The 19,381-nt window shown below is 46.0% G+C and carries 17 protein-coding genes; 8 read left to right on the top strand and 9 right to left on the bottom strand.

From position 1 onward, the window contains the following. The first annotated feature begins 76 nt into the window (after positions 1-76). Positions 77-1,114 (top strand): CHAD domain-containing protein, encoded by a 1,038-nt coding sequence (locus MiSe_RS04920; protein ID WP_226575514.1) that lies wholly within the window; start codon positions 77-79, stop codon positions 1,112-1,114. A gap of 376 nt (positions 1,115-1,490) precedes the next feature. Here MiSe_RS04920 and MiSe_RS04915 read toward each other — a convergent pair whose 3' ends face one another. Beyond that, positions 1,491-1,880, bottom strand: a complete 390-nt coding sequence (locus MiSe_RS04915) for a 6-pyruvoyl trahydropterin synthase family protein (RefSeq protein ID WP_226575513.1) — start codon at positions 1,878-1,880, stop codon at positions 1,491-1,493. Positions 1,881-2,508: 628 nt separating this feature from the next. On the opposite strand from MiSe_RS04915, the gene MiSe_RS04910 reads away from it, so the two are divergent. Continuing rightward, a complete protein-coding gene (locus tag MiSe_RS04910; RefSeq protein WP_226575511.1) occupies positions 2,509-2,760 on the top strand; it encodes a hypothetical protein in 252 nt (83 codons plus the stop codon). Here the strand turns inward: MiSe_RS04910 and glmS are convergent. From glmS to MiSe_RS04895, 3 genes are all read right to left on the bottom strand, one after another. Then, the gene (glmS, locus tag MiSe_RS04905; RefSeq protein WP_226575509.1) at positions 2,721-4,616 is read right to left on the bottom strand and encodes a glutamine--fructose-6-phosphate transaminase (isomerizing); all 1,896 of its coding nucleotides are present in this window, start codon (positions 4,614-4,616) and stop codon (positions 2,721-2,723) included. The two genes, MiSe_RS04910 and glmS, sit on opposite strands and share 40 nt — an antisense overlap. A 296-nt stretch (positions 4,617-4,912) precedes the next feature. Further along, a complete protein-coding gene (psaC, locus tag MiSe_RS04900) occupies positions 4,913-5,158 on the bottom strand; it encodes a photosystem I iron-sulfur center protein PsaC (protein ID WP_007355303.1) in 246 nt (81 codons plus the stop codon). A 286-nt stretch (positions 5,159-5,444) separates the two neighbouring features. After that, positions 5,445-7,100, bottom strand: a complete 1,656-nt coding sequence (locus MiSe_RS04895; protein ID WP_226575507.1) for a serine/threonine-protein kinase — start codon at positions 7,098-7,100, stop codon at positions 5,445-5,447. Positions 7,101-7,406: 306 nt separating this feature from the next. Between MiSe_RS04895 and MiSe_RS04890 the strand changes: the two genes are divergently transcribed. The 5 genes from MiSe_RS04890 to MiSe_RS04870 all read left to right on the top strand — a co-directional run bounded on the left by MiSe_RS04890 (position 7,407) and on the right by MiSe_RS04870 (position 12,163). After that, positions 7,407-9,251, top strand: a complete 1,845-nt coding sequence (locus tag MiSe_RS04890; protein ID WP_226575505.1) for a calcium-binding protein — start codon at positions 7,407-7,409, stop codon at positions 9,249-9,251. A gap of 172 nt (positions 9,252-9,423) precedes the next feature. Then, positions 9,424-10,614, top strand: a complete 1,191-nt coding sequence (locus MiSe_RS04885; RefSeq protein WP_226575503.1) for a M20 family metallopeptidase — start codon at positions 9,424-9,426, stop codon at positions 10,612-10,614. After that, positions 10,614-10,889, top strand: a complete 276-nt coding sequence (locus tag MiSe_RS04880; RefSeq protein ID WP_226575501.1) for a hypothetical protein — start codon at positions 10,614-10,616, stop codon at positions 10,887-10,889. Before MiSe_RS04885 ends, MiSe_RS04880 begins: the two co-directional genes overlap by 1 nt. Before the next feature lie 161 nt (positions 10,890-11,050). Continuing rightward, positions 11,051-11,305 carry a hypothetical protein gene (locus tag MiSe_RS04875; RefSeq protein ID WP_226575500.1) on the top strand — a complete coding sequence of 85 codons (255 nt, stop codon included), beginning with the start codon at positions 11,051-11,053 and terminating at the stop codon, positions 11,303-11,305. Positions 11,306-11,650: 345 nt separating this feature from the next. Continuing rightward, on the top strand, positions 11,651-12,163 hold the full coding sequence (locus MiSe_RS04870) for a hypothetical protein (RefSeq protein ID WP_226575498.1): 513 nt from the start codon (positions 11,651-11,653) through the stop codon (positions 12,161-12,163). Positions 12,164-12,173: 10 nt separating this feature from the next. Here the strand turns inward: MiSe_RS04870 and MiSe_RS04865 are convergent, their stop codons facing one another. The 5 genes from MiSe_RS04865 to crcB form a co-directional block, all read right to left on the bottom strand. Further along, positions 12,174-13,988 carry a WD40 repeat domain-containing protein gene (locus MiSe_RS04865; RefSeq protein ID WP_226575496.1) on the bottom strand — a complete coding sequence of 605 codons (1,815 nt, stop codon included), beginning with the start codon at positions 13,986-13,988 and terminating at the stop codon, positions 12,174-12,176. A 522-nt stretch (positions 13,989-14,510) separates the two neighbouring features. After that, positions 14,511-16,247, bottom strand: a complete 1,737-nt coding sequence (locus MiSe_RS04860) for an ABC transporter permease (protein ID WP_226575494.1) — start codon at positions 16,245-16,247, stop codon at positions 14,511-14,513. Between the two features lie 64 nt (positions 16,248-16,311). After that, positions 16,312-17,667: an ABC transporter ATP-binding protein gene (locus tag MiSe_RS04855; protein WP_226575493.1), complete on the bottom strand. Its 1,356-nt coding sequence runs from the start codon at positions 17,665-17,667 to the stop codon at positions 16,312-16,314. A gap of 55 nt (positions 17,668-17,722) precedes the next feature. Then, positions 17,723-18,046 carry a DUF190 domain-containing protein gene (locus tag MiSe_RS04850; RefSeq protein WP_226575491.1) on the bottom strand — a complete coding sequence of 108 codons (324 nt, stop codon included), beginning with the start codon at positions 18,044-18,046 and terminating at the stop codon, positions 17,723-17,725. After that, the gene (gene crcB / locus MiSe_RS04845) at positions 18,043-18,441 is read right to left on the bottom strand and encodes a fluoride efflux transporter CrcB (protein ID WP_226575490.1); all 399 of its coding nucleotides are present in this window, start codon (positions 18,439-18,441) and stop codon (positions 18,043-18,045) included. Before crcB ends, MiSe_RS04850 begins: the two co-directional genes overlap by 4 nt. 425 nt (positions 18,442-18,866) lie before the next feature. Here crcB and MiSe_RS04840 point away from each other — a divergent pair, with 425 nt between their 5' ends. Further along, positions 18,867-19,379 carry a DUF1816 domain-containing protein gene (locus tag MiSe_RS04840; RefSeq protein WP_226575488.1) on the top strand — a complete coding sequence of 171 codons (513 nt, stop codon included), beginning with the start codon at positions 18,867-18,869 and terminating at the stop codon, positions 19,377-19,379. Positions 19,380-19,381: the final 2 nt, after the last annotated feature.

The raw sequence follows: 19,381 nt of genomic DNA, 5'->3' as shown, positions 1-19,381 counted from the left end.
ATATTTCTGCCAAATCTGCCTCACCCAGGTCCCATTCCCCCATTACCCATTACCCATTACCCAATACGAATTTCTTATGAAATTACCAACGACATCAACGGCGAAAACCCTTGGAGACTGGGCTTACCTCGGAATCGAGAAACACCTGAAAAAAATTCTCAAGCACGAAGCCGATGTTCTAGAAGACCGCGATCCCGAAGCCTTGCACCAAATACGCGTCGGGATGCGTCGCCTGCGATCGGCGGTCACGGGTTTTGCACCCGCATTAGATCTGCCTGAGTCGGCGCCAGAAAAACAGATTGGTAAAATTGCTCGGACTTTGGGGAAACTGCGGGATTTAGATGTATTAAAAGAAGCACTGGAAAAGCGCTATAAACCCAATTTGCCCCGCGAAGAACAGAAAGTTTTGGAAAAAGCTTTGGCTTACCTAGAGAAACGGCGGGAAAAGGTTTTAGAACAGGTACGGGAAACCCTCCACCACAAAAGTTATAAGCAATTTAAACAATCTTTGAAAGCGTGGTTGGAGTCGCCAAAATATCAGGCAATGGCTCAGATGCCAATTCAGGAAGTATTGCCAGATTTACTCTTACCCTCAGTCAGCGATTTGTTACTTCATCAAGCTTGGTTGGTGGGAACTCAAGCTGAGGAAACAGAAATTAAACCCATGAAAAATTTAAGTCACGAAGCGGTAGAAGAACAAATCGCAATCCACGGAGAAGTTCTGCACGACTTGCGGAAAGAAACCAAGCGCGTGCGCTATCAAATGGAACTATTTACCGACTTCTATAGCCCGAATTATACAGATTTTATCGAAGATATCAAGAGCATTCAAGAAATACTGGGGCAAATTCAAGACAGCTTCGTTTTAGCCGAATTTCTCGCAGATGCCTTAGATTCTGAAACCACCAAAAACCTGCCAACCCTAGCTAAACAACTCGCCGAAACTCGCTACGAAATGTGGCAGGAGTGGCAACTCCTACAAATGCGGTATCTCAATTCTCATATCCGCCATTCCTTCCGTTCAGAACTTTTGTTACCCTCAAAAGACCCCATCAACGAGCAAGTTGCTGAGAGTCCTGAGTATTTTAATGGGGTAGTAAATTCACCTAATTAACTCAAGTTGCTAGTTACATCCAAACTGAAAAGAAACAAAGGTGATCTGAAAAATCTGGCGTTTGACAGGGAGAAATCGGCGAAGAAACCGGGTTTCTGAGCAAAGAAACAAAGGTGAACGGAAAAATCTGGCGTTTGACAGGGACAAATTAACTCTGAAACCAGGTTTCTGAGCAAAGAAACAAAGGTGAACGGAAAAATCTGGCGTTTGACAGGGAGAAATTAACTCTGAAACCAGGTTTCTGACTGGGGTAATGGGTAATTGTCACAATGTTAAACTCGCCCCTACTCTAACCAGGGGCTAATGTCAGAAAAAATGCTATATTATCAACTTAGCAATTAGCAATTAGCAATTAGCAATTAGCACTATCTATAACTTAATCATCCTCATATTCCACCCAACTACTCGGCGTTTCAGATACAGCAACTTTCAGCTTTACCCCTGACGGTAGAAGCTTCTTCGTCTTGTCGTAAATATACTGGGCAATCATCTCTGCCGTCGTCTCGTATTCGGGCGGTAGCACCTCATTCAAAACGCAGTGATCCAATCCCCCTTTGGTCACATCCTGCTTCGCCCAGCGCAACGTCCTAAAATCCGCCACCATCACCTTGTGGGGAACGAATTCCGACGAGTAAAGTTGATTGGCAGTTGCCTCAATTTTGATGCGGTAGGTATGACCGTGTAACCTACCGCAAGGGCCTTTGTAGTCGTTGATATAGTGGGCGCTATCAATAGAAAATTCAGTCACCAGTTTCCAGCGTGGCATATTTTTTTAAGTTTATATTCTTGTGTTTGAAACCTTAAACATCTGGACTTATCCGTTGATTTATCAGTATTTATAGCGTAGCGCCAGCTTCTTGGTTAACCTTTAGTAGATTTTGTTTAGCTATTTTTACTTGGATTATACATGATTCTTCAGCGAAACCGCGAATCAATTTTTATTCAATTTTTTTCCAAGTCGTGAAAGTACTGACGCATCAATCCGGTTTTTTACGTGTTTTCCTCATATAATAATTATTCATTGATAACTTATTCAGGACTTACGCCAGGGCGTTGCCAGAAACCCGGTTTCTACGTCGATCTCTGGTTCCCTTTCCCAAGGATTTTTCGGAGCGCCCTTTGTTTCTTTGCGTAAGTCCTGTTATTTTTTCAGTAAGATTACGGAATTGCAAATCCGCCAAAAGTCTGATTCGCTTGTAAATCCGCTGCAAGAGCGAGTAGGTTGTTGTAGAAGCGGATTCAGTATAATTACTGAGTTAAGCAACCCAAAGCTAGCGCGCACAAGTCTGATGCCAAATTCAGGTAGCGATCGCACTTTTCGCAGTTATGTGCATCTACTGGGTGACAAAAATGTCGGCAGAAGTCCCCCAGTATAAACAACCTCGCAAAAACCAATGTTTTACAGCCGATTGCAGCCGTATGAGGTACACCGAGAGTTTGTCAAGCGCGCTGCCATTTTTGCTGCGCGCTTGACAAACGAAGCCGAAGGGCTGTACCTCACACGAAAAGCAATCCGCTGTAATAGGGGCACGGCATCAAAAATATATATTGGCACAACGAATTCAGGATGCCGTGCCCCTACTTCTGCTAAAAATCCCCTTTTCGCTTACTCCACCGTCACCGATTTTGCCAAATTCCGGGGCTGATCCACATCCAACCCGCGACGGGCGGCGATATGATACGCCAATAATTGCAGCGGAATCACGGTGACAATCGGGGAAAGTAACTCATCAACTGGCGGGACAGGTAACAAGTCATTAAAGATTTCCGCCGCTTCGGTGTCGTTGATTTGAGTCACCCCAATCAATCTGGAATCTCGCGCCTTTGCTTCTTGGGCGTTAGAGAGGACTTTTTCGTAGACGCTACCTTTGACTGCGATCGCTACAACTGGCACTTTAGAATCTAACAGCGCAATTGGGCCGTGTTTCATCTCCCCAGCGGCATATCCTTCCGCATGAATATAGCTAATTTCCTTCAATTTCAGCGCTCCTTCCAACGCAATCGGGAAATTAATTCCCCGTCCCACGAAAATAAAATCTTGGGTTTCGGTAAAATCGTGGGCTAACTCTTCGAGGTACTTTTCAAGATTACCCAACAGCATTTCAATCTGCGCCGGTAGCATGTGCAATCCGGCAAGTATTTCTTCTATTCTTGATAGGGGCAGCGTCTGACGCCGATAGGCCAAATCCAACGCCAAACAGTAAAATGCCATTAATTGGGCGACAAAAGATTTAGTCGCGGCTACCCCAATTTCAATCCCCGCGTGGGTATCGATCAGATTGGGGACAATTCCCGCCAAGGAACTTTCGGGACGATTGGTAATTCCCAACAACCTTGACTCAAATTTACCGCCTTTTTCCGCCCGACGTTGCTTATCCATCGCCAACGCGGCTAGAGTATCGGCAGTTTCTCCCGATTGGGTAATGCCGATGGTGAGGGTATTGGGAGTCAAAGGCGGGGGTGCGTAGCGGTATTCCGACGCATATTGCACCGAGGTGGGAATTCCGGCTAACTGTTCTAACAGGTATTTTCCAACTAATCCGGCGTGCCAAGACGTACCGCAGGCGACGATTTCAATTTGTTCTAAATTTTCGTACAGAGATTCTGCCAGTTTTAGATTGATGGGTAGTTCTTTGGTTGCGGCATTCCAATCTGGATTAATGTATGCTTCTAAGCAAGCCCGTACCACGGCGGGTTGTTCGTAAATTTCTTTGACCATAAAGTGGCGGAATCCCTGTTTTTCCACCAAAATTGGGTTCAAAGAAAGTAACTTGGGGGTTTTTTTGAGGCGAGTGCCTGCAAAGTTGTAAATTTCTACTCCCAAATGGGTTAGCAGCGCCATTTCCCCATTTTCCAAGGGTAGTACGGCGCGGGTATGGGTGACGATCGCCGGCGTATCCGAAGCGCAGAAAAATTCCCCTTGACCAAATCCCACCACGAGGGGCGCTTGTTGCCTGACGGCAACGATTTCATCGGGGTAGTCGGCGCTGACGACTGCGATTGCAAATGCCCCCTCTAGTTTATGTACAGCTTGTCGGACTGCTTCTAGTAGCGGTGAAGGGTGATGGGCATCCGCAAGTTTAATTTTAGCCAAAAATTCAGCAATTAAGTGGGGTATAACTTCCGTATCCGTATCCGAACGAAACTTGTGTCCTCGTTGCTTTAATTCTTCCCGCAACTCGCGATAATTTTCCACAATGCCATTTTGCACCACCGCCACGCGCATTGCCGTATCCATGTGGGGATGGGCATTATACTCTTCTGGTTTACCGTGGGTAGCCCAGCGCGTGTGTCCGATGCCGACAGAGGCTGGATTTTCCATCCCTGCTAGTTTATCGCGCAGGTTATCGAGTTTTCCCTTAGCACGGACGCAATGAACTTCACCTTCCCACACCGTGGCGATTCCGGCGGAATCATAGCCCCGGTATTCCAGTTTCTCTAACCCAGAAAGCAAAATTTCGCTTGCCGATTGGGTGCCGATATAGCCAACGATTCCGCACATTTAGCGAAGTCTCCTGCCTAGCTATTAGTGATGATTTATTGGTTCTTAGTCCTTCACTCCAGAACTAACAACCAGCTTGCCAAGGTAGGATAACACAACTGAAATCGGGGCGGCTGAGCAAAAATACAGAGGAAGAGGGAGGACTTAGGGAAATTCTCACCATTACCAATGACCCATGACCCATTACCAATTAATTGTGTAAAGGCGAAGCATTGCGGAAAAAAGACCCTAGCAATCGCAGCAGAGTTTAATTGCCGCCATGCTTCGCCCCCAGTGACTGCTGACGCTGGACTCGCTTAGTAAGCCAGACCCATACTGCGGGTAGTTTCAGCGCCCAGGTAGACCCGGATGCTCAAAAAGTCAGTAGGACATGCAGTTTCGCACCGCTTGCAGCCAACGCAGTCTTCCGTGCGAGGAGAAGAGGCAATCTGACCGGCTTTGCAGCCATCCCAGGGAACCATCTCCAGTACGTCAAGAGGACAAGCGCGGACGCATTGGGTGCAGCCAATACAGGTGTCGTAGATTTTTACGGCATGAGACATGGTATAAGGACTCCAAATGAAAGCTGAACAACTAAAATATCTGCCAAAAGCAGATAAAGGCGAGCTTTTCCGGATCAACGCTTAGTTTACCGCAGTGGCTTAAATTACTCGTGCAAAAGTCTGCAAAACTTTAAAGAACTTGACAATTTGGGGGGATGGCGTTCCCAGGCAGGAGCCCGGAGAACGAGGATAATGGGTCAGTCTACCAAGTTGTGGGCCCCTTTCCCCCTTTCCCCCTTTCCCCCTTTTCCGATCGCAGCGTTGGTGGATTCTTTCCGATCGCCGATTACCCCGCGCAGCGCCAAAGTTTGATTGTCCTGTCGTCGCTACCGCTGGCAAGCGCATGTCCATCTGGACTAAACGCCACCGAACGAACTGACCCTTTATGTCCCCAGAGAATATCCATCAGCTTGCCGCTACCGGGATGCCAAACCACAATCTGGCAATCTGCGCTACCACTGACTAGCATCTCACCATCTGGGCTGATACAGAGGGCATTAACTGCTGCTGAATGTTGAGTCAGGACGTGCAACAGTACCCCACTACCCAAATGCCAAATTCTAATCGTCTTGTCTGCGCCGCCGCTAGCTAAAATCTTGCCATCCGGACTCAGGGCGACGGCAAAAACTGCCCCAGAATGTCCGCGTATGGTATCTAGCAGTTTCCCCGTACCTGGATGCCAAAGCTTAACCGTACTATCAGAGTTACCGCTAACTAGGGTTTCTCCGTCTGGACTAAACGCGACTTGGTGAACTGCACCCGCACCTGCGTCTAGGGTATGCAGCAGTTGTTCAGTTACTGTATTCCAGATGGAAATCTTGCTATCGCCAGTCCCGGAGGCGAGGGTTTTTCCGTCGGCACTGATAACGGCGAATTTGACCGCTTGCGACTGGGAGCTTACCGATTGTACTAACTGACGGCTGCTTAAATGCCAGATTTTTAAAGTTTTATCATCGCTGCTACTGGCGATTGTTTCTCCATCGGGACTAAAGGTGACTTGCTCGATTTTGCCAAGTCCGCTGAAGGTATGCACGCATCGCCATCTGGGGATGCTGTCTTCCAGGTCTTTGAGAACAAGAGCAGCAGATTGGTAGCGTTCTTTGAGCGAGTCCTTAATTAATTTATCCAATATTTGACCCAGATGGTCGCTGACATCGGTTCCTTTGTTTCTGAGATATTCTCGCCATATCCAAATTCCTTGTTCTGCATCGTAAAGTTCTGCCAATGCTGCCCCTGCAAGTAACTGAATGCAGGTCATACCTAAACTGTAAAGGTCGCTGGCGGGATAAACTTTGCCACGGGTTTGTTCGATGGGTGCATATCCTTCTGTGCCGTATCTCGATCCGGTTTTACCGAAGGCGGTTGGATGCAATTGCTTGGCAAGTCCAAAGTCAATTAGCACTAATTTGCCGTCGCAATGGCGGCGAATAATATTCATCGGTTTGATATCCCGATGAATTACATTATGCTCGTGAATAAATTTCAGGACGGGTAACAGATCGTTTAACAAATCCCGGATTTTTTGTTCGCTGAATACCCCTTGCTCTAACAATTCTTCTAACAAATTCTGCCCTTGGATATATTCTTGGACGATATAAAGGCGTCTATCTTGCTCAAAGCAAGCTAATAGCGTTGGGATTTGGGGGTGGGTTCCCAACTTTAGCAGTAAAGCGGCTTCTTGCTCAAAAGCGCGGCTTACCTTTGCCATTGCTTCAGCTTGGTCTTGCACTTTCCGCCATTTAAAAAGTTGCTTGATGACGCAGCGATCGCTCAGTCTATCTGCATCTTCACCCAATAACGTGCGCCCAAAGTTCCCTTCTTCAATTACCTGGATGACTCGATAGCGGTTTCTCAACCACAGCGCCGAGTTGCAGGCAAGGCAAAACTCGACCACCTCTGGGTTTTGGGGATTTTCGCAAGCTGGATTGAAGCAATAGGTCATAGGGAGAGGTAAAGAAATTTACTAGCTTTGATGTCAAACCGAGCGTCTATATTTCGGTATAAATTCGGTTTTCCGTCACTCTATATACTGCTATCTTGCGTATATTCCGGTCAGATTCAAAATTTGAGTAATGGCTGGTATGATTGTCCATCAAAGCATAAAAGTTCCCATCCGGCATAAAAATTAATAATTTTTGTCGGGAACCACGTCTGAAAAAATACCGTCAAAAGGCCAAAGGTATTTACCCTGTCTCTTTTCTAGATCAGAGATACACGAGTTATTGACCCATTTCAGGAGATAGATTGCATGACTTTGAATTTAGACACCTGCTTCGACGAACAGTTTTACATCAAGGGAAACGATGACGTTGCGAAGGCAGTCAAAGAAGGCAAATTCAAAAGCGGCAGGGAACACTACGAGAAAGTTGGTAAATACGAGAACCGCAACCCCAGTATTGCTTTTGATGCCAACCAATACTTGAACGAAAACAAGGATGTTTTTGAGGCAGTGCAAAAAAGCGGTGGTAAATTCACTGCGATCGACCACTACCTCTCATGGGGCGACCGAGAAGGTCGTAGCGGTAACCGGGATTTCTTCAATGCTGGCAGCTATCTAGCAAGATACGAAGATGTAGGTAAGGCTGTTGCTAATGGTAAAACAGGTGCGCTGGAACACGCGCTGATGTTTGGCTCCAAAGAAGGTCGCCAAATCAGCACGCTGTACGATAACAAATTCTATGCCCAGACTAAAGAGGTGCAGCAAGCGATCTCGAACGGGCAAGTCAACACTTCATTAGAATACTTCGTTACAAAGGGTGCAGGAGCGGGGGATATTCCCACCGCCATATTCGATAAAGAATTTTACTTAGAGCGAAACAAAGACGTCGCGAAGGCAATTGAAGAGGGGAAAATTGGCAGCGCTTACGAACACTTCCTCGAGTATGGAATTTATGAAAAAGGTCGTGGATTCAACCCCCTGTACGATGAAACCGAATATCTCAACGTCAATCAGGATGTAAAAGCGGCAATCGAAAAGGGAACCCAAAAAAGTGCCGCAGAACACTTCATTTTATATGGCGCTGGAGAAGGTCGCAATCCCAGTTCTAAGTTTGACACCAAATTCTATCTTGCCCTCAATCTGGAGGCCAAAGACGAAATTACCGGCGGTGCCTATAGCAGCGCCTTCGAGCAATACCTTGCAAAAGGAAAAGAGCAAGGTTTCATCGCCACTACGGAATCCTTCGGCACCAACAAAGATGATTTGCTTTTAGGTACTGCGATCGCCGATTTCTTTGATGGCAAAGCTGGCATGGATATCATCTCCGGCAGTAAGGGAGATGACATCCTCAAAGGTGGTGCCGGAAATGACTACGTATTCGGCGATGGTGGTGACGATCTCGTCAAGGGTGATGACGGCAACGATTTAGTGTTCGGCGGCACCGGGGAAGACGTTGTTGAAGGCGGTGCCGGTGACGACATCATCATCGGCGAAGCAGGTGACGACCTCTGCCTTGGCAGCGAAGGCAATGACTTTCTTTACGGCGGCGAAGCGAATGACATCCTCGTGGGCGGGCCAGGTAAAGATATCATTGCGGGTGGTGAAGGTAACGATAGTCTGTTTGGCGGCGAAGGCGAGGACTTGCTGTTCGGCGGCGACGGGGACGACTACATGTATGGAGGTGCAGGGAAAGATACCCTCGTCGGCGGCGCTGGTAAGGATATATTCGTCGTAGATTCTATAGCGCTAGGATCTGGCAAAGCTGGCGACACCGTGACAGGCGGCGGGGCAAAATCTGGCTATGATGTGATTTACGATTTCAATGCGTCGGAAGACAAGCTACAGATAGCTGGCGATTTTGGTTTTGGTAACGCCAATGACGTACTTAAGTCGGTGACTACGGGTACGACGAGTACGGGTGTAACTTACAACGTCATCGCGCTGTCTCAGCAGTTCCGCATCGCTGTCTTTGGTAATTCTGCCCTGACGGCTAATAATATTTCGGTTGGTTTGGGTAATCTTCCTGGTTCAATTAACAGTTCAACTCTGGTTGACCTGGGTAAGATCAAGGGTGCGAGTACTGGAGCGCTTAAGAAGTTTAGCGGCAAGCTAAAATCCGGTTCGTTCAAGGCAAAATCCAAAGGCTTTAAGTAAGTCACGCTAGGGATGAAGAAACCCAGAAATCTTTCTGCGAGAAACCGGGTTTCTGTTGATAGACGCAGAAACCCAGTTTTTTGGAAAAACCGGGTTTCTGTTGCGATCGCTTCCACTTCAACGTTTGTAACAACCCCTATCATGATAAAAAGCCGCATCAACCAATTCATCCATGCTTACCCGGATTAAACACTTAGCCACCAAACTCGCACCTCGCTTGATTGAAATTCGCCGCCACATCCACGCGCATCCAGAATTAAGCGGTCAAGAATACCAAACTTCAGCTTACGTCGCTGGTGTTTTGTCTTCCTACGGTCTTCAGGTGCGCGAACAAGTTGGTAAAACCGGCGTCATCGCCCACCTGAATGGGGCAGGTAGCGATGATAGACTGCTAGCGATACGGACGGATATGGATGCTTTGCCGATTATCGAACGCACAAATTTAGAATATGCTTCCCGCGAATCTGGAGTGATGCACGCCTGCGGTCACGATGTCCATACCACAGTTGGTTTAGGCACGGCAATGGTTTTGGCTGAGTTGGGAGAACAATTGCCGGGTTCTGTGCGTTTTATTTTTCAACCCGCTGAAGAAATTGCTCAAGGCGCAAGTTGGATGGTCGCTGATGGGGCGATGGAAAATGTGACGGGGATTTTATCGTTGCACGTTTTTCCTTCGATTCCAGGGGGTTCGGTGGGGATTCGGTACGGTGCTTTAACCGCTGCGGCAGATGAGTTAGAAATTATTATTATCGGGGAATCGGGTCACGGGGCGCGTCCCCACGAAGCGATTGATGCGATTTGGATTGCGGCGCAGGTAATTACGGCGCTTCAGCAAGCGATCAGTCGCACGCAAAATCCCCTGCGTCCGGTGGTATTGACGATTGGTACAATTGCGGGAGGACGAGCGCCCAACGTGATTGCGGATCAAGTAAAGTTATTGGGAACGGTGCGATCGCTTCACCCAGAAACCCGCGCCGCTTTACCCCAATGGATCGAACAAATTGTCGCTAATATCTGTAAAACTTACGGCGCCCGCTACGAATTTAACTATAAGCGGGGAGTGCCTTCAGTGCAAAATAATCCCGCACTGACGCAACTATTGGAAGAAGCGGCGCGGGAAGCATGGGGAAGCGATCGCGTTCAAATTATCACCGAACCTTCCCTCGGCGCTGAAGACTTTTCCTGCTATTTAGATTACGCCCCCGGTTCGATGTTTCGCCTCGGCGTCGGACGCGCCGAGCAACCCAATTACCCCTTACACCATCCCCAATTTGAAGTCGATGAATCTGCCATCGTCACCGGCGTCGTTACTTTAGCTTATGCTGCATATAAGTATTGGCAAGAAACTTACGGTCATCGATAATGCACGGCAAAAGTAGTAGGGACGCCATATCAATAGACCTCTGGCAAAAGTCCTTTTCAGAAGATTTGAAGCGCGGGCGGGACGCCCACCCCACAAAACCAGAAAAATTCTTGTGGGGTGGGCGTCCCGCCCGCCTCAAATATTTTTGCCAGAGGTCTAATCTATCAGGCGCGTCCGATAACCTAAAAGATGCCGTGTCCCTACCCATGAACCGAAAATGCTATAAACCCTTTCCTAAGAGAGATGCTCTTGCTAAGAACTTGTTGTTAAATTAACCCATTATTCAGATTGCTAATAACTAAACCATAATATCACATCCTCTGATTATAGTCTGGGCTGGCTAATGGTTAATAGTAAAAAAGCAATTAGCAATTAGCAATTAGCAGATATTGATAGTAATCAGGCGGACATGATATAACACAACAAACAACTAATTATGGCATCACCTACACCTTTACACGACACCGATTTAATAGATTGCGCCAAAGCCAATGCTAAAGAAGGAATTGAAACCGCTGCCTATCTGTGTGGCTACGGCAAGGATATCAATACCTTTGAGCTAGAACTCAAACAAGCTTGCGATCGTATTGGCGTAAAATATAACGAACTGGGCGACTTGATTACCGACCAGCAAATGATGATAAACTACGGGGGAATTGAAATTGCTCCCGATACCCCATCCGAGCTTTAAAAAACAATTAGTAGGGGCTACTTTAACAATGCCATCACCTTTGTTTCGACCAAGCTCTCTTTCCTTGCTCAACGATTTTTCAGAGAAACTTTGGTGTTTGCGCGAATTGGTTGGTCAAACCCGCCCCTACTATGGGCAGCGCAACGAGTGTTATAATAGTGTAATTAAAAATTAAATTTTATCCGCTCATGCCAGGCGCTTAGCTGCTGGGGGAATTTGTTTAAAATATCATAAAAATGTAAATAATAAGCAGTTTTAGAATAGGCAATATGAGATAAGATAATAAAGGTAAAATCAAGGTAAATAACTGAAAAATAAAAGAATGCAATCAGCAGATTTGATGAATTGGATAGCGGGCGGTCTAGCGAGCGCTATTTTTATCAGCGGGGTGTTGATGATGTTCACCAATATTTGGACGACCAAAAAAACCAAATAAAGTCAAGTCCAAGAGCGATCGCGAATAATCCAACAAGAGTAAACTGCATGATCGACCTCAATAGCATATTTGAATTCTCGCGCACCCACTGCCTTGCCATTTGTGGGTTTTTAGTACCAGCTAACTTACTCGCAACCTTGCAAACGCTGATTCTAGTAGGATTGAATCGACCTCAATACCAGGTGCAACGCGCAACGGTAATGGCAATTACCTGCGCTTTAGCAATGGTACTGCACGTCTACACTTGGTTTGCCATCGGCGTCGTCATGCCGCCTACATACATTTTGCTGTCATTGGGAAGTGTATGTTTGTGCTTGAATATTTGGGCGTTAGGGCATCGAGAAAGTATGATGCGACTACTCAGAACATTGTATTTATCAGCAGTAGGGCGAGTTAGGTGGCTAAAACCAAATAAAATCTAAAATCCGCCGCTCAATCTCGCCGCCAAATGTTAATCGTACCGTAGGCACTGCCGCTGACAAGAATTTGTCCATCGGGACTCAGGGCAAGGGATATTACCGACTCTGGGGTATCTGCTATCAAAATGCCCAGTTGTTTGTTGGTTGTTAAATGCCAAATCTGAATCGTACCGTCGGCGCTACCGCTAATGAGTGTTTCTCCATCTGGACTAATAACAATTGAAGTTACTGCACCTTGATGCCCTTTTAGCACCGCAATGCGGTTTCCTGTGGGAATATGCCACAACTTGACGGTTTTGTCGCTGCTACCGGAGGCGAGAATTTGCCCGTTGGGAGAGAATGCGAGATCGCCGATCGCCCCCAAGTCGCCGCTAAAGGTTTGCAGTAAATTTCTGCGTTCCCAATCCCAAATTTTAATCGTTCCATCAGCACTACCAGAAGCAAGGATCCCCCCTAACCCCCCTTGGGAGATCCCCCCTAACCCCCCTTGGGAAGGGGGGTTAGGGGGGATCAAACTAAAAGCAACTGCGCCTACCGCCCCCGCATGTCCTTCTAAAGTTTCAATTAATTCTCTGGTTTCTAAATGCCATAGTTTAACAGTTTGGTCAAAATTACCGGAAGCGAGAATCGATCCTTTGTTGTGTGAGTTGGGGGAAATTGGACTGATAGCAACGGAGCGAACCGATCCGGAATATTCCCAAAAAGTATAAATTGATTTGCTGCTTTGGAGGTCCCATAGCTTAATTGTTTGATCTGAACTACCGCTGACAAGGGTTTTGTCATCTTGTCCTAATGCGATCGCATATATCTCTCCCCCTCTTTCGCACAAGGGGCGAATTAGCTGTCCAGTTCTCAAATTCCAAAGTTTAATTGTTTGGTCAAAACTACAGCTAATTAGCGTTTGTCCATCGTTAGCAATTGCCAAATCGCTTACCCAATCACCATGCGCCGGTAGGGTATGGACGCAACGCCAAGTCTGTTGCGGAGGTTCGCTTTGAGATGCCCTGGAGGATACAGCATATTGTGGCACAGGCGTCCCGCCTGTCATTCCACCAGAAGCATATTGTGGCACAGGCGTCCCGCCTGTCATTCCACCACCAGAAGCATATTGTGGGGGCGTCGCCATCCTTTCTGCTTGGCGTTGCAATGCTTCCACCTGCTGAGAAATTGCGGCAATATGATCGGAGAGCTGTCCTAACGCCCGCTCCAAATACTCTACTTTAGGTCTGGGTTTTTCTTCCCTATCCCTATCCCTACTTCCTGCTTTGCGTTGAATTGCTTTCACCTGCTGTTTCAAATCCTCGATCTGACGTTGCACCGCATTATCGACTTGATCCGAAATACCAGCAAGTCCTCGCGATATACGTGCCAATCCTTGCTCTAAATCCTCTATCCTTGTGGTTAGGGAAGATCGGTTGAGATAATTGGCGATACTGGCTATAGACTCGTGCAAGTTGGCGCACTGCTGCTCAACTTGACCAATATCTTCATAAATTGGCTTTATATTACTCTGAATTAACGAGGCAAGATAGTCTGGTGCTGGCGCCCAGCTAGCGCCGCCAGATGGGGTGATGCTGGTGTGGTAAGTGGCAAAAGATTTGAGTTGGTCTGAAACTTCTCGCTCAACTTGCTCAACGATGGCGCTAGTTTCCTGCTGCATCAGTAGTTGAAAGCGACGACGGTTGATCAGGTTGAGACATACCAACACCGAAAGCGGTACGATCGCGTAGATGACCTGTTTAGCGATCGCCGCGACTATCAAGCCAATAATTAAGCCTACTAGGAATACAAATTCTGCGATTTCCAGGCGGTCAAGCTTGTTCGACATTGCAACACTGGCAAAAGCTATCGTGCTTGAATCATAGCAGGTCAGCAGGTGAGAAAGATATATTAACTCAAGTTGCTTGGTAATGGGTAATTGGTAATTGGTAATTGGTAATTGGATTGACAGGTTTTTGCCGTCAGTAGTCAGAAACCGGGTTTCTGCGTCGATTTCTCCCTGTCAAACCCACGATTTTTCCGCTCACCAAAGTTTCTTTAGTGTCAAACCCACGATTTTTCCGCTCACCAAAGTTTCTTTGGCTCGATTTAACTAGCAACTTGAGTTATTAGACTTTTGCCACAACTCTTGTGGGGTGGGCATCCTGCCTGTCCTTGACTTTATTTTTATGATAGATCTATTACCAATTACCAATTATATCATGTCCTTAGGTATCGGTAGTGTATGGATGGCTAATAGCTAATTGCTCGCTGGCTAATTGCTCGCTTGTCAATTGCCTCCAAGAGCAGCCATTAGCGATTAGCTATTAGCAGTTACACAACCGTTGCGAAGCGACATGATCTTACCGTTTCACGCCAGTAGCTGATATTTGTCTTGCGCCAATTTATACAGCGGACGCCAAACTAAACGATTTGTCAGAACTACTAAGGCAGACATTACCGCCGTCGCCGCTAATAGTAAAGAGAAATTCCCCGTTTCCGTCGCAGTTGAAATTGTTTCTCCCAAACCCGCCGTAGTCAGGGTCTTCCCTTGGAATTGCACGTACTCGCTGACAATACTAGCATTCCAAGCACCGCCCACCGCCGTAATGATTCCCGTTACCAGATAGGGAAAAATTCCCGGTATAATTAAGGTTTTCCAGCGTTCTATTAACGATAGTTTATATACTGCAGCCGCTTCAAATAATTCTGATGGAATCGACTGGGAGCCGGCAATGACATTAAACAGAATATACCACATGGTTCCTAACATCATCAGTGCGACAGATCCGATTTGCAATCCTCCGCCCAGACGCGCTAAAAATAGCAACATAACAGGAAATAAAGCCGTGGCAGGGACGGATGCTGCAATTTGAACAATGGGTTGTAAAATCTGAGCTAACCGAGGATTTCGACCAATTGCCACGCCTACGGGAACCGTCCACAACAGCGATAATATTAAAGCAGCAATTACCCGCAAGGCTGTAAAAATTGCTCCCGTAATTACGCGCTGCCAATCGGATAAAGTTAGCTTTTGCAATAGCATAGCTGCTTCCCAAGTCCCCCACAAAACGAGCCAAGCAAATCCGCTGATAAATAGCCAATTTAACCACTTGATTAATTGATAATTTTCTTCTAGATTTCTCGGTTGGGAATATCTAGGGAATGTTCTGGTTAAACCGAGAGCGAAACTTTCTCCCACTGGCGACCATACTTGATTTCTAAATAGCCGTAAAGTGGGGGAGCGACGTAAGAAATCTAATACAAATGATTGGGGGGAGTTTTGCGCTTCTACGGTTTCGTATTTAAACTTTTCTGCCCAAGCAATTAAGGGACGCCAAATAAAGAAATCAATCCCGATAATGACGGCGATTAAAACAGCTATACCGCCAGCGAGCGCTCCCAAATTTCCTCGCTCTGCTGCGGTGGCTAAATACGACCCCAAACCTGGTAATTTAAAGCTGCGTTCTCCTAAGGTAAACGATTCAATTGCTATCAAAAAAAACCATCCCCCCGCTACGGACATGACGCTATTCCAGACCAAACCAATTGCGCCAGCGGGTAATTCTAAAGTCCAAAATTGTTGCCATAAATTGAGGCGATATACCCGCGCCGCTTCTTGCAATTCTTTGGGTATGGTAATCAAAGATTGGTAAAAACTAAATGTCATATTCCAAGTCATGCCGGTAAAAATTAGCAAAATCGCTGCCAATTCTACCCCGATCCGCTGTCCTGGAAATAGGGCAATTAAAGCCAGAACCACTCCCGGTAAAAACGATAATACCGGAATTGATTGCAAAATATCCAATAAAGGCAGTAAAATCTTTGCAGCCAATTTAGAGCGATAGGCGGTATAAGCGTAAATTAAGGTAAATATTAAAGATAAAAAATAAGCAGCCACCATCCTCAATAGAGTTTGAGCCGTATATCCGGGTAAAACTGTTAAGCTGGTTGAAATTTCCAAATTGGCATGGTAAGCACCGCTAAACTTAGAAGCCGTGCGAATAATTCCAAAAATAACTACTAGCAACGCCAACAGTAAAGTCAGATCTCCTAAATCCCATTGGGAGCGAAATTTAATTTTTGAATTGCGTTCGGGTGGGTACATTGTAATGGGTAATTGGTAATGGGTAATTGCTAATTGCTAATTGCTAATTGCTCACCTGCCTGTTTCAATCTGGTTGGCTTGGGGAAGGTTGTTCGAGAAAAATTTCTCCGGCGGGTTCATCGTAACCGTAAATTTCTGCATAGCGCCCCCAATCTATGGCTGTTTTTAATTGTTGCTGAGCTGCTTGAGGGCTAAAGTGATTTTCTAGAATATCTAACACTAATTCTTCTGGAATGCGTTGATTGCGTTTTGCTTGCAAAAGCTGACAAATTTGTTGAACCAGACGGCTATGAGTTTGTAGTTGCGTTCTGAAAATTTGTTTGCGTTCGTCGATTCTGCTGGCGATGAATTGATGACCGAGGGGAGTGAGTTGAATATCCCCTTCTGTTAGAGTGACTAAATCCATTAATTTTGCCGCTTCAACAATGGGGATAATTTCATCAGTTTCTAACAATAATTCTTGCGCCAGACGATAGAGGTCTTTTTCTTGACGGTCTTCTAAAAGTTCGACTAAACCAGCAATTGAACCAATGCGAACCGATGGCAGAGATTGATATTTTGGCGGTGGGGAAGCAGCGGGTGTTTGAACAAGAGTAGCTGGAGCAATAGCTTCGCAACTCAACTCCGGGTGAGTGATAATTGTATAAACTTGGTCTACCAAAGCTTGAAATTCAGGACTTTTGCGCTCGCGGTAATGGGGTAAAGTAACAGCTAGATTGGCTCGCACCCGCCCCGGATTGCGACCTAACACAATAATTCTGTCTGCTAAAATGACTGCTTCTTCAATCCCGTGGGTGACAATTAAAATAGATTCAGTGGGAATTCGACGCTCTAACCACAAATCTAATAACTCAAACCGCAAGTTTTCTGCTGTCAGCACATCTAAAGCCGAAAAAGGCTCATCCATACATAATAATTCTGGTTCTACCGCCAATGCTCTGGCAAATCCAACCCGCTGGCGCATTCCCCCAGAAAGTTCTTTTGGGTAAGCAGTTTCAAACCCATCCAAACCGATAATATCAATCATCCGCAATGCTTTTTGACGGCGGGTATCGCGGGGTTCTCCCTTGGCTTTTAATCCGATTTCTACATTTTCTAGGACGGTTAACCAAGGATAAAGCGCAAAGTTTTGAAACACAATCGCCACGCCTGGATTTAAACCAATCAGGGGACGCTGGCGATAGAGGATTTGACCAGATGTAGGCGAAATTAATCCGGCAATCATCCGCATTAAGGTAGATTTTCCCGAACCCGAAGGCCCAAGTAAAGCGACAATCTCCCCCGCGCGTAATTCTAAATTGATATTCTCCAGAATGGTGATTTTTTGACCGTTGGGTTGCTGGTAGGATTTGTTGACGTTTTCTAGCGCGATCAAGCTTTCAGTGGCTGTTTTGACGGTCGCCATTTTTCCAGCTGGCATAAGGTGTTGGGGGCTATTGTAATGCCTGATGTTGCTATTTCACAGTAAAAATTGGTTAAGAAGTTGGGGCGTGGTGCAAAACTTCTACTGTATGTAGGGTGACTAACCCATCCTTAACCATTTCCCGCACCAAAGGCAGAAATTGGGAGATCGCTTCCCCTCGGTCGATAATTGTCACCACGACCGGCAAGTCGGAGGATAATTCTAATAGATGGGTGGTGTGAATCGTACTGTGCTTGCCAAATCCGGCGATCGCTCTAGTTGCAGTTGCGCCTGGGAGTCCTTGTTTTCGCGCCAGTTCAATTAAAGCGGTATATAAAGGTTGGTGATGCCAACGATCAGATTCACCAATATAGATTGTCAGTTGTTGCCAAATCATTTTGCCAAACGGGCTAGAATCGCGCCCAGCTGAACGCTGATAATTCCCAGTATGGCACTCCCTGCCCAATAAAGCGCTGCAGCTGAATATGAGCGATCCCGCAGCAAGTTTAGCGTTTCTAACCCATAGGTAGAAAATGTGGTATAAGCGCCCAAAAATCCCGTCGCTACCAACAGGCGCACTTCTGGGGAAATAACCGCTACCCGATCTAAAGCTAAGGTAGCGAAAAAACCCATCCCAAAACAGCCGGTAACATTGATAAAAAAAGTTCCGTAAGGAAACCCCGTACCGCAGCGTTGGACAAACCACACCGTGAGATAGTAGCGACTCAGGGCACCAGCGATCGCTCCTAAACTTATAGCAATTGGATGGCGAATGGCAGGATCTTGCAGCATCTCGTCTCAAAATCGGGGGTCGGGTCTGGCAGTCTCAGCTGAAAATACTAGGACTTACGCCAAGAAACCGGGTTTCTCTGAAAAATCCTTGAGCCAGGAAACTACAGATCTAGGTCTAAACCCGGTTTCTGGCCTCCTTTGAGCGTAAGTCCCGAATACTTAACTTTTTTATCACATCTTTCTGTTTCACTTCAAACTTCTTAAATTAATATATCTTTTTTTAACAAAATATACAATTTATGCTTAGCTTTTAGATGAGAAAATTTAAAAAAAATATAGACATTAAAAAAAAATTATACAAACGGCGTCTAGTTCGTTTTTGACTCTAGAATTTTAAGACGAAAATTTTATTTCAGCCACAGATCCTTTAGTCTCAAAAAGCCCCTTTAGGGGCTTTGTTTGTCTAACCGAAGGGGGAGTCAGTCATGGAAGACAGTCACAAGCAAGAACTCGATGGGATAAAGTCTAATTTTTTAGACAGGTTAACTGAGCTTTTTTCCAATCAGATGGATAGCATTATCTTAGCGGTTGAACTCCTGAAATGTTCTGATTATATCTGGACAGAAGCGGAAGAATACTATCTAGAGTTTATCAAAAAATATGCGATTCAAATGGTTGAATTCATAAAAGCTAAAACGATACTCATCAATCCAAATGAAGCAGACTTAAAGTCTCGGTTAGATCGTTTTGGAAAAGCTTGGTGGGTGGAAATTACCACAACTAACCCGCGCAACTACTATTTTGGCCCCTTTATTAGCGCCAAAGAAGCTGGAATTGCGCAACCAAGTTACATGGAAGCTATAGAACATAAGGGAGAACAAATACAAGGGGTTCGCATTCAACAGTATAAACCCACATTTTTATCCATTTTGAACTGTCAATCGACAGAAAGTTGTCCAATTCAAATAGACCAGATTTTCAAACCCGATCTTAACTAATA

The sequence above is a fragment of the Microseira wollei NIES-4236 genome, from assembly GCF_020521235.1.
Classification (GTDB): Bacteria; Cyanobacteriota; Cyanobacteriia; order Cyanobacteriales; family Aerosakkonemataceae; genus Microseira; species Microseira wollei.
The sequence above is the reverse complement of the archived record's forward strand: the minus strand, read 5'-3'. Positions and strand labels throughout refer to the sequence as shown.

What these genes read in the sequence shown, in the direction of transcription:
- MiSe_RS04920 (WP_226575514.1), top strand. Translation starts at nt 77, where the DNA reads ATGAAATTACCAACGACATCAACGGCGAAAACCCTTGGAGACTGGGCT.
- MiSe_RS04915 (WP_226575513.1), bottom strand. Translation starts at nt 1,880, where the DNA reads ATGCCACGCTGGAAACTGGTGACTGAATTTTCTATTGATAGCGCCCAC.
- MiSe_RS04910 (WP_226575511.1), top strand. Translation starts at nt 2,509, where the DNA reads ATGTTTTACAGCCGATTGCAGCCGTATGAGGTACACCGAGAGTTTGTC.
- glmS (WP_226575509.1), bottom strand. Translation starts at nt 4,616, where the DNA reads ATGTGCGGAATCGTTGGCTATATCGGCACCCAATCGGCAAGCGAAATT.
- psaC (WP_007355303.1), bottom strand. Translation starts at nt 5,158, where the DNA reads ATGTCTCATGCCGTAAAAATCTACGACACCTGTATTGGCTGCACCCAA.
- MiSe_RS04895 (WP_226575507.1), bottom strand. Translation starts at nt 7,100, where the DNA reads ATGACCTATTGCTTCAATCCAGCTTGCGAAAATCCCCAAAACCCAGAG.
- MiSe_RS04890 (WP_226575505.1), top strand. Translation starts at nt 7,407, where the DNA reads ATGACTTTGAATTTAGACACCTGCTTCGACGAACAGTTTTACATCAAG.
- MiSe_RS04885 (WP_226575503.1), top strand. Translation starts at nt 9,424, where the DNA reads ATGCTTACCCGGATTAAACACTTAGCCACCAAACTCGCACCTCGCTTG.
- MiSe_RS04880 (WP_226575501.1), top strand. Translation starts at nt 10,614, where the DNA reads ATGCACGGCAAAAGTAGTAGGGACGCCATATCAATAGACCTCTGGCAA.
- MiSe_RS04875 (WP_226575500.1), top strand. Translation starts at nt 11,051, where the DNA reads ATGGCATCACCTACACCTTTACACGACACCGATTTAATAGATTGCGCC.
- MiSe_RS04865 (WP_226575496.1), bottom strand. Translation starts at nt 13,988, where the DNA reads ATGTCGAACAAGCTTGACCGCCTGGAAATCGCAGAATTTGTATTCCTA.
- MiSe_RS04860 (WP_226575494.1), bottom strand. Translation starts at nt 16,247, where the DNA reads ATGTACCCACCCGAACGCAATTCAAAAATTAAATTTCGCTCCCAATGG.
- MiSe_RS04855 (WP_226575493.1), bottom strand. Translation starts at nt 17,667, where the DNA reads ATGCCAGCTGGAAAAATGGCGACCGTCAAAACAGCCACTGAAAGCTTG.
- MiSe_RS04850 (WP_226575491.1), bottom strand. Translation starts at nt 18,046, where the DNA reads ATGATTTGGCAACAACTGACAATCTATATTGGTGAATCTGATCGTTGG.
- crcB (WP_226575490.1), bottom strand. Translation starts at nt 18,441, where the DNA reads ATGCTGCAAGATCCTGCCATTCGCCATCCAATTGCTATAAGTTTAGGA.
- MiSe_RS04840 (WP_226575488.1), top strand. Translation starts at nt 18,867, where the DNA reads ATGGAAGACAGTCACAAGCAAGAACTCGATGGGATAAAGTCTAATTTT.